Below are 15,947 nucleotides of genomic sequence, written 5' to 3'. Positions count from 1 at the left end.
TTATCCCAGGACAGCCTTATGAAACCCTATCATCTGACCATCCTACTGATGCTCGCAGTTCTCTACCCAACGACAGCAATCCTTCCCGCCCAAGCCCAGCCCGTATTGCCCAGTCGGTCACCATTCTCCCTACCAGCATTGCCTTATGCACCGGCCGGACTGGAACCGGCCATCGACGCTAAAACGATGACGATCCATCATGACAAGCATCACCAAGCCTATGTAGACGCGTTCAACAAGGCACTCGCGGATGATCCTACTCTGGCTACCTTGTCCCTAGAGCAGCTCGTTTCACGCGCCGGGACGCTGTCGGCGGGTATACGCAACAATGCTGGCGGTCACTGGAACCACAGCTTTTTCTGGAAGACGATGGCGCCGCCAACGAGCGTCGGCATTCCCTCGCCCGCGCTCCAGTCAGCGATCATCGCGCGTTTCGGGTCATTCGATGCGTTCAAGTCTGCGTTCAAGGAGGCGGGCACCAAAAGGTTCGGGTCCGGCTGGGTCTGGCTGATCGTCGAGAAGGACGGCACCCTCTCCATCACATCAACGCCCAATCAGGACAATCCTCTGATGGACGTTGCTGAAAAGCGTGGAACGCCAATCCTGGGCAACGATGTGTGGGAACATGCCTATTATCTCAAATATCAAAACCGCCGCGCCGACTATCTCGACGGCTGGTGGCAAGTTGTGAACTGGGCGGCGGTGTCGGACCGTTTCGCCGCTGCGTCGCGCCGTTAATTCCAAGCAAAATGAAGGAGCCTTATTCAATGACGCGTCGTTTCATCATCCCTATCGCGCTATCTTTTCTGACGATCCCTGCCACAGCGCAGGAGTTCAAAAAGAACAACCTTACGATCGCCAAGCCCTGGACCCGGCAGACCGCCGCGGGACAATCGGTCGGTGGCGGTTTCATGAGCATCGCCAACAGTAGCAAAACCGCCGATACATTGGTGAGCGCGACATCCCCAGCAGCGCAAAAAGTCGAATTTCACAGCATGACGATGGACGGCGGCATCATGCGCATGCGTCCCGTTCCCGGCGGCCTGCCTGTTCCTGCCGGTGGCAGACTGGACCTCAAGCCTGGCGGCTTCCACATCATGCTGGTGGGGTTGAAGCAGCCTCTCGCCCTTGGCAGACGGGTGCCAATCACGCTGCGATTCCAGCGCGCCGGTACGATTACGGTTCAGCTCAAGGTGGAATCTGTCACGTTCGGCACGGAGGGCGGTCATGGCCGTCATTGAACCTAAAATGGTTGCCGCAGCCGGCCCGACCCGCCGTGCCCGGGTCATCGTCTTTGGCCTCGTTGCCATTCTCCTGCTCGGGCTTGGCGTGCTGATAGCGATGTCTGCTTATCGTGACGACGGCGGCGCCGTGCAGGGTTCAGGCCCCGGAGGTGCCTTCACGCTTACCGATCCGGCTGGCCGCACCGTCACCGACCAGACCCTGCGCGGCAAACCGTACGCCATCTTTTTCGGCTTCACCCGCTGCCCTGATGTCTGTCCCACGACGCTTAGTCGTATGACCCAACTGCGCAAGCAGATGGGTGCTCAAGGCATGAAATATAACATCGTCTTCGTGTCCGTCGATCCAGGCCATGACAAGCCAGCAGACATCGGCAACTATCTAACGCTATTTGGGACACCGATCATCGGGCTGACCGGCACTGATGCGCAGATCGCGCAGATCACGAAGGCCTATGGTGTGTATTTCCGGCAAGTCCCGGTCGAAGGTGGCGACTATACGATCGATCATATGGCCGGAATCATGCTGTTCGACCGGAATGGACGTTTTGCCGAGATGATGGATGGCACAGAGCCTATTGCGGTCAGCCTGACCCGTCTCCGGAAGCTGATCAGTGCTTAAAAAGCAGGCCGTGCCCGCGTTGCTCCTTCTGCTGGCGTCAGCCTGTATTCCCAACACGGCACTGGATCGCGGGGCCATTCGCTCCGCGATCGAAGCCAGTGTCAGTGTGGAAGGCGCCCCCATAACGATCAAAAGAATCGTGATAAGCGGCGATTATGCTCTGGGCATCTTCGATCAGGGTGGACAACAAAATGATATCCTGCTGGCGCGTCGGGGTAGGCGCTGGTCCATGATGCTCTGCGCAACCGCGCCGATTCGCGATCGAGGGGAGCTGTTGCGTGCCGGCGTGCCATGGTTTGCAGCTGAGATGCTGGCCAAGCAAGTCGCCGAACCGGAATGAGCCTTTGCAGAACCTCGTTCCGTGCTGTCGTCACAGGATGGTCCGGGGCATCTATTCTCGTTATGGCGTTGCAGGACCGATCCTATCCCAGATCTTGGATTAGGTCCTGCACCAGTCGTGTAATTTCTATGGTCTAGCCCCGTGCTTATCCTCGTGCCGAGTTAGAATATGTGTCTTGGATCGGTGGGCGCTATGCGGAAGGCTAGGCGCTAGCCAGAGCCGTTTGAGGCGATGCAAGCGGCCCATAGGGCCACCATGCCTCTCATAACAATGTCTTTCGAATTATAAACGCGACAATACCGAGGGCAGTGACGCTTACGCTCCAGATCGCGATAAGCCAGCCGAGACGGCGAAGGCCGGAAATGACACGGTCAGGCATCAATGATAGCCCTCGCCGACTTTGCCGCGAAACACCCAATAGGACCATGCGGTGTAGGCGATGATCACCGGAATAATGAACATAGTTCCAACGAGCATGAACAACTGGCTTTGGGGAGGCGCGGCAGCCGCCCAGATCGTCACCGCAGGCGGAACAACAAAGGGGAAAATGCTGATCCCCAAGCCGATATAGCCGAGCAGGAAGAGGGCCAGAGCCGACAGAAACGGCAATCGCTGCCGTCCTTTGGCTATCGACCAGAACAGAATGCCGGTCGTGATGAAGACGAGCAACGGCACTTGCGCCGTGAGCAGCACGCCCGGCATATCGAACCAGCGCCGCCAGTAATCATAGTTCAGGAACGGTGTCGCCGCGCTGACCGCCGCCATTGCCGCGATCGTCGCCAAACCCAGCCACCGCGCCATACGCCGAGCGTGCGCCTGCGCTTCATCCTCGGTCTTTCCGATTAGCCATGTGGCGCCAAGCAAAGCATAACCGATGGCTACCGATATGCCGGTTAGAACCGTAAATGGCGTAAGCCAATCCAGCCAGTCGCCAGCAAAGGCACGCTCCTTAACCTGGATGCCTTGCAGGAGGGCGCCGAGCATCATGCCTTGCGATACCGCCGCGATCAGGGAGCCAAACGTGAAGGCGCAATCCCAGAGGTGACGATGGCCAGGGTCGCGCCATCGAAACTCGAATGCCACGCCGCGAAAGACAAGTCCGAGTAACATGGCGATGACCAGCGGATAGGTAGCGGGCAGGATGATGGCATAGGCGAGGGGAAAGGCTGCAAAAAGACCGCCACCGCCTAAAACAAGCCAAGTCTCGTTGCCGTCCCAGACAGGCGCGATCGAGTTCATAGCTGCATCTCTTTCGGCTCCCACCTTGAAGCCGGGGAAAAGGAGGCCGATCCCCAGGTCGAAGCCATCCATCACCACATAGGCGAATATGCCAAAGGCAATGATGATTGCCCATATAATCGTCAGATCGACGCTGTGACCTAGCGCGCTCATGCCCTGCTCTCCTGTTTCGCGGTATCGAACGCAGCTGCCGACGTTATGCCGGCGGCGTGACGCGGAGAGTGTCGCGGTTCTGTCTCATGCGGTTCCGGTGGCTTTGCCATGAGGCGCAGGACGTAGAACAGGCCCATGCCAAACACAGCGAAATAGACGATCGCGAATGCCGCGAGTGATGCTGCCACGGCTGGCGCGGCGACCGGCGACCGGGCGTCAGCTGTCAGCAGATGACCGTAGATGACCCAGGGCTGCCGACCGACCTCGGTCGTAATCCAGCCTGCTAGGACGGCGATAAAGCCTGCCGGTCCCATAGCGACCGACGCCCGGTGCAACCATGGTGCGTCGTACAGCCGCTTTCTCCACCGCGCCCATAATCCCCATAGGCCAAGCGCCAGCATGGCTAGTCCTAAGCAGACCATGATGCGGAAGGACCAGAACAGGATTGTCGTGGGGGGGCGCCGATCACGCGGGAAATCCTTCAGTCCCGGCAGGGCTGCGTTTGGATCGTGGCGCAGGATCAGCGAACTGAGCTTGGGTATCTCGACTGCGTAGCGGATGCGTTCGGCACGGTCGTCAGGAAGGCCAAAGAGGACCAGCGGCGCGCCATCAGGATGAGCATCATAATGACCCTCCATTGCCAGAACTTTTGCAGGCTGATGCTCCAAGGTGTTCAGCCCATGCTCGTCGCCCGCGAGAATCTGGAGGGGGGCCATGATCGCAACCATGCCAAGCCCCATCGCAAGCATTTTGCGCGCGCCCAGGTTGGCGCGATCGCGGAGCAGATGCCACGCACCTACTCCTGCGACGACCAGCGCTGTCGTTAGAAATGCCGCGATGACCGTGTGTGTGAGGCGGTAGGGAAAGCTGGGGTTGAATATGATCGGAACCCACGAACCGTTTGGCACGAACTGACCCTGGCCATTGATAGCGAAGCCCACTGGCGTATGCATCCAGCTGTTGACGCTCAGAATCCAGGTGGCAGAGATTAGCGTGCCCAGCGCTACCATGCAGGTTGCAAAGAAGTGCAATCGTGCGCCGACCTTCTTGATGCCAAACAGCATGACGCCCAGGAACCCGGCTTCGAGAAAAAACGCGGTGAGAACCTCATAGGCCATCAGGGGGCCAATGACCGGCCCTGCTTTGTCGGAGAATACCGACCAATTCGTGCCAAATTGATAGGACATGACGATGCCGGAGACGACGCCCATCCCGAAAACGATCGCGAAGATCTTGAGCCAATAACGGTAAAGATTGGCGTACACGCCTCTGCCGGTCTTGAGCCACATACCCTCCAGTACCATCAGGAAACTGGCGAGCCCGATTGAGAAGGCCGGGAAAATGAAATGAAAGGAGACGGTAAAGGCAAACTGTATTCTGGCCAGAAGAAGGGCATGATCGTGCATGGCAAAGCCTATCGTTCACATCCACTGCAACGATGGATATGGGAAAAGGGGATGGTTTGCAGGGCAGTCGGCGGCTCAGGTCAGCAACCGTCGCCGGATGACCCGCCGAATGTTATCGCTTCTAGGATGTCTGCTACGTCCGCCGGCAGGCAGGGTCACTTGGACAATCCGCCTCACCTGCCAGATAGCCGAAAAAGCGGGGGCTAGTTGAGTGAATGCCAATTGACAGCAGGTTGCGGCACTCTGTCCATGGCTTGTGGAGGACTGACATAGCTGTCGTCTGCAAGGCGGGTTCCCCAGCCTCGTGTTGGAGACGGTAAGCGGCCCTGGACTGACGCAACAGACCAGCGGCGCAGCAGTCTCACCATGCAATGAAGAGGTCGGTACGGCAGACCGGCCAAGGCCGGACTTGCCTGGCACGCATGGCTGAAAATGAGTGATCTACGTCCTTTACGACATGCGCTGACCGTATGACAAATGGCGCAACACGGCGGTCATGAGGGACTTACATGCATAATATGAATCGGCGGACGGCAATCGTCTCTGGATCTCTCGCGCTTGGCGGCTTGGCACTTGGTGCTGGATCTGCGACCGCCCAGCAGAGCGGGAAAACATCTTTAATGTTCGACGCTTCAAACAATCCTAAACCGGAGAAGTTTCCGCCTTATCAGGCCCGGTTCGCTCGCGCCAAGCCACTGGTGGCGGTTGTCGGACTCAATGAGGGAACAGTGATCAGTGACTTTGTCATCCCGTTCGGCGTCATGGCCCGGTCGAACGTGGCCGATGTCGTTTCGGTTTCGGTAATGCCGGGGCCGGTGAAGATGCAGCCGCTCACCTTCGAACTCCAGTCGACGATTGCCGATTTCGACAAAGCGCACCCGGAAGGTGCCGACTATCTGTTCGTGCCGGCAGTAGAAAATTTCAGCGACCCCAATCTCATAAAATGGGTCAAGGCACAGGGTGCCAAGGGCTGCACCGTCATCAGCATTTGCTATGGCGCGCTGGTCGTCGCCAAGACCGGTCTGTTCGACGGTCATCGGGCAACCTCGCACTATAGCAATGAAGAGATGCGGGCGAAGCTGTTTCCCAAAGTCAATTGGCAGAAGAACATCCGTTACGTGGCCGATGGCAAGGTCGCTTCTAGCGCAGGGGTCAGCGCGTCGATGCCGACCTCAATTGCGTTGGTCGAAGCGATCGCCGGTCAGGCCAAGGCTGCGGAAGTAGCCCGCGATGTCGGCATTGGCGACTGGAGTTCCAAGCACAATAGCGACGCCTTCCAATCCGACCCAGGCAATGTGGACATGCCCGGACCCGGTCGCAATCCAACGCCGCAGGTCACGCTCGGTATTCCGGTCAAGGCGGGCGACGACGAGATCGCGCTGGCTCTGACGGCGGAATCCTACAGCCGGACTGGGAACACGATGGCCTATGCCGTCGCGGCGAGCAAGGCCCCCCTGCGGTTGGCCCACGGCCTCGTCCTCCTGCCCGATCTCGTCGAAGGTGGCCCGACGAAGGTCGATCGCACCCTAGCGCCGCTCGAAGCGCATCAGGCGACGCGCGCTTTGGACATCGCGCTGGCCGACATCAACAAGACCTATGGCCCAAAAGCCGCGCGGAATGTCGCGCTGTTCATGGAATATCCGGGCCTGATAAAGTAAAACTGTCCTTTTCAGTCGGACGTCCTGTCCCCCGCCGCGAAACGGCGTCGATAGTCGGAGGGGGACAGGCCGACGATCCGATGGAAGACTTTGCGGAAGGCGCTGGGATCGGTGTAGCCGACGTCCCAGCCGATCTGGTCTATGGCCAGTCCCGTGTCCCGCAGCTTCGCCTTGGCATTAGCTATGCGCAGGCGTTGCCAATATTCGGTCGTGCTATGCCCGGTCGCCTTTTGGAAGCGCCGCAGAAACGTGCGGGCTTCCAGGCCCGCCTTGGCCGCAAGCGTTGAAATATCGACGATTTTCCCGGCGCTGTCTTGCAGAAACGTCTGCACTTTCAATATTGCCTCGTCCTTGTGTCCAGTATGGGGACTGAAACCGCTATAATAGCTTTGATCGCGGCCGGGTGGATCGATGAGAAAGCCGCGCGCCACATCCATCATCGCGCCATGCGTAATGAACCGCGCGGTGATTATAAGGCATAGATCGGTCCAGGCCATGACGCCGCCGACCGTGATGATGTCGCCGTCGTCGATGACGATCCGGTCGGTATCGACATGCGTTCGGGGGAAGCTGCTGCGAAAACGATCTTCATAGGTCCAGTGGGTCGTGACGGTTCGTCCATCCAACAGGCCTGTCGCACCCAGCAAGAATGCCCCTTAGCAGACCGAAGCCAGCACGGCGCCATCGGCATTGCGATCTTGTAGCCAGCCCGTGATGACCGGATCTGCCTCATCGCGCGGCCCTTCCAATGCAGGCGGCAGGATGCAGAGGGATGGATTGGTGCGGCACGCCGCTGAAGCGTAGACGCGCTCCAGCGGACCTTTTGCATCCACGGCCGCCCAGTGGCTAACGACAACCGCGGGCGCTCGATCCGGTGTTCTAGCAGCAATGCGATCAGCGGCTAATAGCAAGTCGGTCATGCCAAGCACGGCAGCTTGCTGTGCGCCAGGATATGCCAAGATGGCGATCTCTGCCATGTCATTATCAACCCGGTCTTTGTCGTTATCGCCACTGACATAGGGTGCATCCGGCGGATCAAAAGAGATGATACGCAACCAGGAGCAATGTCATGGCCAAGCGCGCCTTGATCGTAATCGATCTGCAAAATGAATATGACGCCGACGGCAAGCTGCCGCTGGAAAATCTGGATCAGGCCGTAGCGAATGCGAAGCGGATATTGACCGCTACCCGCAAAAAACAGGGGCTGGTCGTGCATATTCGCCATGAGGCGCTGGGAGCCCAAGACGCCCCGTTCGCCCTGGGTACGAGAGGTGCGGAGATCATCGCTGCCGTCGCGCCGGTAGAGGGCGAAACGACGCTGACCAAATACTATCCCAACAGCTTCCGCGACACCGGATTGCAGGCTTTGCTTGACGAAGCGGGCGTGGAAGAAGTCGTGATCGTCGGCGCGATGAGCCACATGTGCATCGATGCGACTGCGCGCGCGGCATTCGATTTCGGTTATGTTGTCACCGTCGTTGGCGATGCCTGCGCCACGCGCACCCTGTCCATCGACGACGTCGAGGTGCCCGCCGCCCAAGTCCACGCGGCGTTCATGGCCGCGCTCGCCGTTGCCTATGCTAAGGTGGTTTCCGCCGCCGACCTCCTGTCCGCCTAGTTGAACGATCCTTCGACCGATTATACGCTCATGTATGTCAACCATTGGCGGACCGTCTGCGGCACCAGGCCCAGTCGGCGTTGCGCGCTGGTGTTCGAGGCGATGACATTGTGTGTGGCATGAGAAAGAGCTTCGTAGAAGCCTGCCACGTTCGCGGCGGCTGGCCCGATCAACGGTTCAAGAAAAATACGGAATTTTTCGGGCGCAAGCGCCTTGAACCGGACATTGCGGCCCAGATACTCCGAAAAGGCCGACGCCAGTTCCGGCCCCATCAGGCCGGGCAATTGGCCAACGCCGATAATGCCAGTGACTGTGTGATCGGTCAGGAGCCGATCAGCCACGACGGCCACATCAAATGTGAACTCCAGGATGCAGGGAAATCATCGCGAACAGGATAAGGCAACATCCCAGCGGAAAGCACAAATGCTAGCACAGTCGGCAAAAGCAGATTTTCCAGATAGAGCCGTGGCGCAATCACGGCATGGGAAACCCCACTCTCGCAGACGCGGCGCAACAGCGTTCCTATGGCGCTGTCCCCTGATGCCTGCAATGCGCTTTCAGGTTGGTCGACGATCACTCCGCTGGTCGAGATGACGACGCGCTTAGGCTTGGCCGCTGCGATTGCGTCCGCAATATTGTTTGCCTGTTGAAGGCGGATATGTTCGGCCGCTTGCGGAAGGTGCACGAAGACTCCGTCTGCGCCGCGACAGCGATGAGAGACTCTACGGAGTCATGGGTCACCTTGATCGCTGGCCTGCCATTCCTTTTGGCCGGATCGCGCACCGCAGCGAGCGCGTTGCGGTTCGCTGCTAGCATCAAAGCTTGAAGCGGCGCGCCTTGCGCGCCAGTTGCGCCATGGATGATGTAGGGCATACGATGTTCTTTCTAGCTAGAATCGGCCTAGCTGCCGGAATGAACAATGAGTCTTTGTCGGCGCGCTCAAGGAGCATCTGGCCCGCATCGCCATAGCGCCGCGCCGCGTGGGCCTAGAGCATGCGTCTAAGAACATCGCTTCCCGGGCGCTTGTCGAAATAGCGGTGCTTCACAACGCCGGCCACATGCAGAGCCATTAGGGCCAGTAACCCGTAGGCCATTGTCCGATGAAGCCATTGGAACATGGCAAAGCGCGTATCATTCTTTGGCAGAAGTTCTGCAACGGGAAGACCGAACAGTGTGATCCCGTCGCTATGGCTGTAGCTGCTTGACATGGCGTAGCCCATCAAAGGTACAGCCACGAGCAGTAGGTATATCGTAGCGTGGGTTAGCTTCGCGAGGTGCTTTTCCCAAGGCGCAAGAATTTCGGAAGATTTCGGTAGTCTTGTCCGTAACCTGATAATGATCTGGATCACGACCAGGCCGAGCAACAGGAGGCCGAATGATTTGTGGAGTGGGTAGATGGTGCCGTATTTGGATGGCACCACATCCTCAAGACGGGTCATCAACCAGCCCGCACTCAGCATCCCAAGGACCAGGATGGCGCGAATCCAGTGTAGAAGTCGCAAAGATGACGAATAGCGTGCATCTTCAGGCTCTACGTCCTGAACCGCTGAACCATCAAGCGGAAGGAGTGGGGCGTGCGACATCGTCAAGCATGCACCGAGAAGGTTACAACGAAGCCGACCAGGATCGGTAGTATGACGCTACGCATGACAAAATTTCCATGAGGTTTTGTAAAGGCAATGACGGAACGATTCTGCTGGATGCCTGAACCAGCTCAGTGGTGATATTGAGCGATGATTGGGCCGATCATATCTCTGGCGGCCTGCATCATCTGTGGCGTGGCGGTCGCGACGGTTCCGGTCCGGAATGGCGGATGTGGATCATACTCGATTGCAAACTCGGCCAGTTCACCCGCTTCGCGCCCGAAGGCGTCAGCCGCAACCAGCAATGCTACTTCGAAGCTGCCGATACCGGGGCCAGCTGTATATAAACTTCCGTCCACCGCTGCACCGGACCCCGATGACAGTATCTTTCCTGCACCAAGCTTTAGGAGCAGTTCCTCCGCAGCAAAATTGCTTGCCACCGTACGCCCCTCGATGAGTCCCGCTGCCCCCAGTAGTGCGACACCATTGCAGACGCCGATCACATAGCGCGCTTGCCCAGCGGCTTGCCTGGTAAACGCAATTACTGCTGGATCATTCTGAACTTCGGGTGGATTCATGCCGACCGCAAAAACATCGAGTTCAGGGCAGGTGTCGAACGTTGCTGTCGGGACGGTAGGCCAGGATCGAAAGCCCTCGACCACGTCATGGGTCTTCCAGATGAAATGGATTTGTGATCCTGGCATCATCGCGAGCACGGTCTGCACGCCGATTATATCCATGGGCACGAACCCGGGGCCGATAAGAATGCCGACATGAAATGGCCGGACGCTTTCCGGTGCGAGAGCGGCGAGCATACCATCATAGGACGTGATCTTCATTGAGCTGTTCCACGGCAGGAGAAATTCGCTGTGATGGCGCCAACCTAGCGCGGAGCGTCGATTGGCTATAGGGCAATGATCCCTCGATTTCGGCCACATGGCTTGCTTTGGTAATCTCGTGAGCCAAGATACACGCGCAGGGCATTTCATTGTCGGTTTGCGGAGGATCCTATGTCTACATTGATGGCCTTCTATCTCTGCGAAGGATATCAGCTGCTTGACCTCGCCGGGCCGATGGCCGCCTTGGAGGCCGCCAACCGATTGCTGGATTATGAGAGCTACCGGATCGAGTTGATCTCAAAAGGTGGGGGCGCAGTCCTGGGGCACGTAGCCACCCAACTCACGACACACGCTGCGACATCCGTGATCGCTGACACGGTGGTCGTCGTAGGGGGGAGGATCGATCCGATGCTAGAGTTGGGCAATGTGACGGCTATTCAGCAAACGGCAGGGGCTGCCGTAAGCGTCGCCAGCATCTGCACGGGTGCCTTTCTGTTGGCTGCAGCAGGCCTTCTGGACAACAGGCGGGCAACGACCCACTGGCAGTTCGCGCAAGCCTTGCAGGAGCGATATCCGCTCGTGAAAGTGGATGCAGACCGGATCTTCATAAACGATGGTCCGATCTGGACGTCCGCCGGCATGACGGCTGGCATCGACCTGATGCTCGCCCGCATCGAACTCGATCATGGCCCGGAACTCGCGAAAGCGGTTTCTCGCGAACTGGTTGTCTATCACCGGAGGCCGGGCGGACAGTCACAATATGCTGCAATTTCACAGATGGAGCCGCAGACTGACCGCATCCGCAAGGCTCTGACATTTGCCCGGGACCATCTTTCAGACCCATTGTCGATCGAGCGGCTCGCTGATGCAGCGTGCCTGAGTGTACGACAGTTCGGGCGGCTATTCAGAAAGGAGACGGGGGAAACGCCAGCAAGGGCTATCGAGCGCCTGCGTTGCGAAGCTGCTCGCTTGAGGCTACGCGATGGTCATGAGCCGATTTCCGTTGTCGCACGAGCGGTTGGCTTCTCCGACCCGGAACGCATGCGTTGTGCATTCATACGCAGCTATGGCTACCCGCCGCAGACGCAACGGAGGCTCGAACGGTCGCTTGTGACAGAGGACGATGGATCTACATGCTGGCCGCCGCTGCGGAGTTAAGGATAGGCTATGGAAGCCGAGCCATGCTGCTTACTTCTCGTTTGAACGTTCCGACGCAGACGCTCATTCCACTCTGGATAAATGGAAAGAATGACGGCGTGGAATGGCATGCTTTGATCCGTCGAAAAGATAAAATCTAAGCCAATGTTTTTGATGATATGCCTTCGCCGTTACATGTGGGAGGGGCATTTCACACAGCTCCCCGTTTCTGGATGTCGATCGATAACATTTGCATGATCCTGCGGCAGTACCCGCCCTCAAGTAGTATGGGGTGAGAGCAGTTGGCGGATTTTTTCTGAAGTTGCATCTGCAGCGGATTGGAGAAGGTCGTCGACATGGATGTATCCCTGGGTCACACCACGCTTTCCATGGCCCAGCAGGGCAGCAATCGTCAGTTCCGAATATCCGAGATCGGCTGCAACACTCGCATACGTATGGCGAAAAACGTGGGTCGTAACGCCTTCCAAGCGGGCGATGTGACATAGACGGGCAACGAGATCTGGCACCTGCTTGTAGTGGCTCTTTGTTCGATCAGAGGGAAAGAAGTACGGAGAGGCAACTAAGTCCGGCTGCTTTGCCAGAAGACGCAGCGCGCTCTTGCCTATAACCCTGATTTGCCCATCGCTCTTTGTATCGGGAAACACAATGCAACCTCGATCGCGATCGAGCCATTGCTTTTGTAAGGCTTGGGCTTCCATCAAGCGAAAGCCAGTCGTCAGAATAAAAACCACCGCTGCAAGGCCGGTAGGGTTGTCACCCTGATCTGCTGCGGTTGTGATGGCATTTCCAAACGCTGCCAATTCAGTCACGCTGAGCCTTCGCGTACGTTGCTTCGAACCGATCCGACGTACGCCCCTTGCAGGATTTGCATCTACCTTACCCAGTCTGACCGCGTGTTCAAATATGGAATGTAAGGTGGAGATTGACCGCGAGGCAGCTCCGGCGCCACCGATCGTATCGCGTCCCTTGCCTTGACCTTTCGATGACGCTGACTTTCCAGATGCGATGTCGGCTTGCATTTCAGCGATTGCGGGAGCGGTGATTGATCGGACCTTCTTGTTTCCGATGAGCGGTTTTATATGCCTCTCGATCCGGCTTCGATCCATCCGAAGTGTCGACGATTTTATCGGTCGCCGCCGACTACCTAATAGCCGACCACTTTCCGCCTCTTGAAGGTACCAATCACAAATTTCGCTGACTGTAGGAGCAGCGCGCGCGTTGCTTCGCTCAACCACCGGGTCGCCACCTTTTGCGATTTCCCCAAGCCTGATGCGTGCTTCGGAGCGTGCCTGCTCGACCGTTAGCACGCCATATCGACCGAGCACGATCCTTCGACTCTGACCGTCAAGATTCCTATATTGTAGTACGAAGGCTTTAAGACCCGATGGCAATGTCCTCACCCCGAAGCCGCGCAGCTCGGCATCCCAAAGATATTTTTGACCTTTCGCAGGTGGAGTCAGAGCGTCGACCTTGGTCTTGGTTAGCTTAGACATGCGGTGCCTCCATGTGGATTTGCTGACAATAACGCAGAACATTGCCATTGTCAGCAGAATGTCAGCAAAGGAGAGAGAAATGCAGCGCCATCCAGAGCAAGCTGGCGAACTTTTGAAAAATATTATGCCGATAAAATAGCATGTTGTGGTAAAATTAGGTAGGTTGGCGTAGGCTAGGCATCGTCTTGGTAAGGCTGAGGTCGTGAGTTCAATCCTCACCGGCAGCACCATTTCTTCCCAGACAATCTGAAATCAAATCATCGCCGATATGGCGATCATCATCGCTTGTACCACCGCGATCAGCCAAAGCAGTGCCGTGAAGGGCTGTTTGCGCGTCTTGTGGCGAAAGACATGGCGACCCAGAAAAGCACCGGGCGTCCCGCCCGCCAGCGCCCACAGCAGCAGACTGCGTTCGGACAGGCGGCGCAGACCCATGCGGGCGTGCCGCCTGTCCATGCTGAACAGGGTGAAGGCGATCAGATTCGCTGGTAGCAGGACGGCCAGAAGCAGAATCGTCAGAATGGCGTCAGCCTCCAAAGCTGACGCCGATCCACCAGGTGCGGGGCGTGCCCAGGTCCATCGACCCGCCGGCATTGCGAGTGACGACCGTTTCATCGAACAGATTTTCGCCGCGCGCCACCAGGCTGATGCCATGGCCGACCGGCAGGCGGGCGATGGCGTCCAGCGTCAGGGCGTCTGGCAGGACGTCGCTTTGCAGGTCATCCTCATATTGTTTTGCGACATAGCGCAGCGTGGTCGAGAGTGATGGGCCGTGCTCCGGGCTGTACGCGATCGTGGCACTGGCGGCATGGCGGGGGGTCTGCGCGGGCATGAAGCCGTCGAAGGCAGCGCCGGGCGCATGGACGCGGCTGTGGCTATAGGCGTAAGAGGCCGAAAGGTTGAAATCGCCCAGCGTGGCAGCGGCGGTCAGTTCGATGCCCTTAGCAACGATGCGGTCGACATTCTCGCGCTGGCGCGTGTTGGTGGCGACCGTCACATTGGCGATGGCGTCATCCAGCCGGTTGTAGAAGGCTGTGGCCGACAGGGTGATGCCTTTGGCCGGGGTCAGATCGATCCCGGCTTCCGCGCCCTTCAGCTTTTCGGGAGTCAGCGCGGCATTGGCCTGCGTCGTGATCGGGAAGACGACGAAGGGGCGATAGAGTTCGTTCAGCGTCGGCAGGCGGAAACCGCTATAGGCCGAGGCGCGCAGGGCGAGGGCATCGCTGGCATGGTAAAGCGCGCCGACCCGGCCGGAAAATTCCCACTCGGAACGATCGGCATAATCGCTGCCTGTCGCCGCTCCGGTCATGGCGCTGACCTGATGATAGAAACCATTGCTGATCGACCAGCGATCCGCCCGCGCCCCGCCGGTCAGGATGAGGCGTCCCAGCGTCCAGTCATCTTCGACAAAGACGCCGGTGGTCCACTGGTCGCCACCGGCATGGCGCAGGAAGGTGCGCGGGTTGGCGGCGATATTGGCGTTATAGGCATCCTCATACATGTCGCCGGTCGCGAATCGCGTATCGACGCCCAGTCGCAACAGATGCGCCTCGCCCACTGGCGGCCGAATCTCGACCTTGCCACCGATGCCGGTGGACGGCGTGTTGCGCTGATCCAGTGATTTGCGAAAACTGGAGGAGGAGATCACGATGTTGGAGAAGTTGCGCGCCTGAACATAGGCCAGCGCATCGACCTGCCACGCCCCGCGACTGATGTAGCGGATGCTGGCATCCTGCCCCTGGCTCATGCTGTCCGCGCCGGCGAAGCGCAGGGTGCGGTTATCCTCGAACAGGGTGGCACGGAATTGCAGTTCCGATGTGGCGGAAATCGGCGCCACGGCCCGCAAGTTGGTCGACCAGCCGTCATAGGCGGCCGGTACGGTGGCGGCTACGCGCTGGTCCTTGGGCGTGGTCTGGAAACCATCGCCCCTATCCCAGCGACCCGACAGTGAAACATAGCCGCCGCCCAGATCCTGAGTCAGGCCGGCAGACAGTTCGGTGGCGTCACGGCTGCCGTAGAAGGCGCTGGCCGAGAAATCCGGCAGTTGGTCGCGTGTCGCACTGGCCATTTCGATCGTGCCGGCGACCGCACCGGAGCCAAAGGCGCCGCTGCCGCCGCCGCGCGTCACCCGCACCACCGACAGGCGCTCCGGGGCCAGCGCGCTGAAGGGAATATAGCCGAAGAAGGGATCGGCGATCGGCACGCCGTCCAGCAGCATCAGGGTTCGGCTGGACGCATTGCCGCCCAACGCCCGCAATGTCGCGCCCTGATTCGACGGGTTGGAGGAGCGGCTGTCGGACCGGCGGAACTGCTGGAACCCGGCGACATCGCCCAGCACGCTTTCGATGCGGCCCGACGCGCTGTCGAGCAGTCGTTGCCGGTCGATCACCACCGCACCATAGGCCGGGGTTCCCGGCGGGAGGGCCAGCCCTTCGCCCGTGACGATGATGGTGGACGGATCCGCCGCGGCTTCGTCGGGCGCCTGCGCCAGGGCGGCGGTCGGGACGATCAGCAGGATGGCGGGCAATAGGATATGTTTCATGGCGATCCCCTCGACGCCCCTGTCCTTATTTTCCGTGCCTTTTGCAAATGGAAAG

The 15,947-nt window shown here is 58.8% G+C and carries 19 protein-coding genes; 7 read left to right on the top strand and 12 right to left on the bottom strand.

Annotated elements, in window-relative coordinates:
* The first annotated feature begins 18 nt into the window (after positions 1-18).
* From ASE85_RS06910 to ASE85_RS06895, 4 genes are read left to right on the top strand one after another with little or no spacing between them, the layout of a single operon-like run.
* A complete protein-coding gene (locus tag ASE85_RS06910) occupies positions 19-738 on the top strand; it encodes a superoxide dismutase (protein WP_056685708.1) in 720 nt (239 codons plus the stop codon).
* Between the two features lie 29 nt (positions 739-767).
* The gene (locus ASE85_RS06905; RefSeq protein WP_056685705.1) at positions 768-1,241 is read left to right on the top strand and encodes a copper chaperone PCu(A)C; all 474 of its coding nucleotides are present in this window, start codon (positions 768-770) and stop codon (positions 1,239-1,241) included.
* A complete protein-coding gene (locus tag ASE85_RS06900) occupies positions 1,228-1,863 on the top strand; it encodes an SCO family protein (RefSeq protein WP_056685702.1) in 636 nt (211 codons plus the stop codon). Before ASE85_RS06905 ends, ASE85_RS06900 begins: the two co-directional genes overlap by 14 nt.
* A complete protein-coding gene (locus tag ASE85_RS06895; protein ID WP_056685699.1) occupies positions 1,856-2,203 on the top strand; it encodes a hypothetical protein in 348 nt (115 codons plus the stop codon). The genes ASE85_RS06900 and ASE85_RS06895 overlap by 8 nt, the downstream gene beginning before the upstream one ends.
* Before the next feature lie 262 nt (positions 2,204-2,465).
* Here the strand turns inward: ASE85_RS06895 and ASE85_RS22295 are convergent, their stop codons facing one another.
* From ASE85_RS22295 to ASE85_RS06885, 3 genes are read right to left on the bottom strand one after another with little or no spacing between them, the layout of a single operon-like run.
* A complete protein-coding gene (locus ASE85_RS22295; RefSeq protein ID WP_156358235.1) occupies positions 2,466-2,582 on the bottom strand; it encodes a DUF2474 domain-containing protein in 117 nt (38 codons plus the stop codon).
* Positions 2,582-3,595 carry a cytochrome d ubiquinol oxidase subunit II gene (gene cydB, locus ASE85_RS06890; protein WP_056685696.1) on the bottom strand — a complete coding sequence of 338 codons (1,014 nt, stop codon included), beginning with the start codon at positions 3,593-3,595 and terminating at the stop codon, positions 2,582-2,584. Before cydB ends, ASE85_RS22295 begins: the two co-directional genes overlap by 1 nt.
* Positions 3,592-5,001: a cytochrome ubiquinol oxidase subunit I gene (locus tag ASE85_RS06885; protein WP_056685693.1), complete on the bottom strand. Its 1,410-nt coding sequence runs from the start codon at positions 4,999-5,001 to the stop codon at positions 3,592-3,594. Before ASE85_RS06885 ends, cydB begins: the two co-directional genes overlap by 4 nt.
* Before the next feature lie 620 nt (positions 5,002-5,621).
* On the opposite strand from ASE85_RS06885, the gene ASE85_RS06880 reads away from it, so the two are divergent.
* Positions 5,622-6,659, top strand: a complete 1,038-nt coding sequence (locus ASE85_RS06880) for a DJ-1/PfpI family protein (RefSeq protein ID WP_056685690.1) — start codon at positions 5,622-5,624, stop codon at positions 6,657-6,659.
* Positions 6,660-6,670: 11 nt separating this feature from the next.
* Here the strand turns inward: ASE85_RS06880 and ASE85_RS06875 are convergent, their stop codons facing one another.
* The gene (locus tag ASE85_RS06875) at positions 6,671-7,306 is read right to left on the bottom strand and encodes a GlxA family transcriptional regulator (protein WP_235523330.1); all 636 of its coding nucleotides are present in this window, start codon (positions 7,304-7,306) and stop codon (positions 6,671-6,673) included.
* Positions 7,307-7,315: 9 nt separating this feature from the next.
* On the bottom strand, positions 7,316-7,714 hold the full coding sequence (locus tag ASE85_RS23750; RefSeq protein ID WP_235523327.1) for a hypothetical protein: 399 nt from the start codon (positions 7,712-7,714) through the stop codon (positions 7,316-7,318).
* Positions 7,715-7,728: 14 nt separating this feature from the next.
* On the opposite strand from ASE85_RS23750, the gene ASE85_RS06870 reads away from it, so the two are divergent.
* Complete coding sequence (locus ASE85_RS06870; RefSeq protein ID WP_056685687.1) at positions 7,729-8,277, top strand: cysteine hydrolase family protein; 549 nt, start codon at positions 7,729-7,731, stop codon at positions 8,275-8,277.
* A gap of 20 nt (positions 8,278-8,297) precedes the next feature.
* On the opposite strand, the gene ASE85_RS23470 is transcribed toward ASE85_RS06870, so the two are convergent.
* The 4 genes from ASE85_RS23470 to ASE85_RS06855 all read right to left on the bottom strand — a co-directional run bounded on the left by ASE85_RS23470 (position 8,298) and on the right by ASE85_RS06855 (position 10,699).
* Positions 8,298-8,627 (bottom strand): hypothetical protein, encoded by a 330-nt coding sequence (locus ASE85_RS23470; RefSeq protein WP_200928316.1) that lies wholly within the window; start codon positions 8,625-8,627, stop codon positions 8,298-8,300.
* Positions 8,600-8,962: a hypothetical protein gene (locus tag ASE85_RS23465; protein ID WP_200928315.1), complete on the bottom strand. Its 363-nt coding sequence runs from the start codon at positions 8,960-8,962 to the stop codon at positions 8,600-8,602. The genes ASE85_RS23470 and ASE85_RS23465 overlap by 28 nt, the downstream gene beginning before the upstream one ends.
* Positions 8,963-9,263: 301 nt before the next feature.
* The gene (locus tag ASE85_RS06860; protein ID WP_082462694.1) at positions 9,264-9,860 is read right to left on the bottom strand and encodes a cytochrome b; all 597 of its coding nucleotides are present in this window, start codon (positions 9,858-9,860) and stop codon (positions 9,264-9,266) included.
* 131 nt (positions 9,861-9,991) lie between these two features.
* Positions 9,992-10,699 (bottom strand): DJ-1/PfpI family protein, encoded by a 708-nt coding sequence (locus ASE85_RS06855; RefSeq protein WP_056685681.1) that lies wholly within the window; start codon positions 10,697-10,699, stop codon positions 9,992-9,994.
* A 171-nt stretch (positions 10,700-10,870) separates the two neighbouring features.
* On the opposite strand from ASE85_RS06855, the gene ASE85_RS06850 reads away from it, so the two are divergent.
* Positions 10,871-11,857 (top strand): GlxA family transcriptional regulator, encoded by a 987-nt coding sequence (locus tag ASE85_RS06850; protein ID WP_056685678.1) that lies wholly within the window; start codon positions 10,871-10,873, stop codon positions 11,855-11,857.
* 257 nt (positions 11,858-12,114) lie between these two features.
* Here the strand turns inward: ASE85_RS06850 and ASE85_RS22290 are convergent, their stop codons facing one another.
* From ASE85_RS22290 to ASE85_RS06835, 3 genes are all read right to left on the bottom strand, one after another.
* Entirely contained in the window at positions 12,115-13,350 is a 1,236-nt protein-coding gene (locus ASE85_RS22290) for a tyrosine-type recombinase/integrase (protein ID WP_082462693.1), read from the bottom strand.
* A gap of 252 nt (positions 13,351-13,602) precedes the next feature.
* Positions 13,603-13,887 (bottom strand): DUF1294 domain-containing protein, encoded by a 285-nt coding sequence (locus tag ASE85_RS06840; RefSeq protein ID WP_235523325.1) that lies wholly within the window; start codon positions 13,885-13,887, stop codon positions 13,603-13,605.
* Positions 13,877-15,892 (bottom strand): TonB-dependent receptor plug domain-containing protein, encoded by a 2,016-nt coding sequence (locus ASE85_RS06835; RefSeq protein WP_056685675.1) that lies wholly within the window; start codon positions 15,890-15,892, stop codon positions 13,877-13,879. The genes ASE85_RS06840 and ASE85_RS06835 overlap by 11 nt, the downstream gene beginning before the upstream one ends.
* Positions 15,893-15,947: the final 55 nt, after the last annotated feature.

Source organism: Sphingobium sp. Leaf26 (assembly GCF_001421665.1).
GTDB lineage: Bacteria > Pseudomonadota > Alphaproteobacteria > Sphingomonadales > Sphingomonadaceae > Sphingobium.
This window is presented reverse-complemented; position numbering and strand designations above follow the sequence as displayed.